Origin of the sequence: Glycomyces sp. L485, from assembly GCF_022548875.1 — a bacterium.
Lineage (GTDB): Bacteria > Actinomycetota > Actinomycetes > Mycobacteriales > Micromonosporaceae > Glycomyces.
Genome location: NZ_JAKZEW010000015.1, coordinates 1 through 528, shown reverse-complemented (window position 1 = coordinate 528; position 528 = coordinate 1). Strand labels below are relative to the sequence as shown.

The 528-nt window shown below is 67.2% G+C and carries 1 pseudogene; it reads right to left on the bottom strand.

Going from position 1 to position 528, the window contains the following annotated elements:
* A pseudogene (locus tag L0U85_RS09670) lies at positions 1–528 on the bottom strand (hypothetical protein); the annotation flags it as partial.

The window sequence follows — 528 nt, the reverse complement described above, 5'->3', positions numbered from 1 at the left end:
GCACCGGAATCAGCGGTTCGTTCGTCTTCGGGTGCACCAGACGCATCGCCGCGACCGGTGCGGCCGGTACGGCCGCTGCGTCAGTCGGCGGTGGTGTGGGGGCGGGCTCGTCTTCGGGGCGGAAGCGTCCGCCCGGTCCGGAGCCCGGTCCGGAGCCCTGTTCGGAGTCTCGCTCGGGTCCGGTTCCCGTTCGGGGGCCGTGTTCGGGTCCGGTGTTCGGTTCGGTCTCGGCCTGCGAAGCTGGAGTCGGTGTGGGTTTGGGTGCGGCGTATTTCTTGCGCAGCTTGGCTCGTGCTTTCCGGAGTTCGGTGTTGAGGCGTTCTTGTTCGAGGGCTTCGGCGATGCGGTCGAGGTCTTCGCGCAGTCCGGGCCCGTACTCGTCGGGGTAGAGGCCGGTGGGGAAGATGTCGGCGATGTCGTCGGCGAAGTCGATCTCGAGGTCTTCATCGGTCCGCCAGTCCGCGCACCCGCACTTCAGATCAAGGTCAGAATCGTCGTGGCCTTCGTGGTGGACGATCAGCGCCTTGC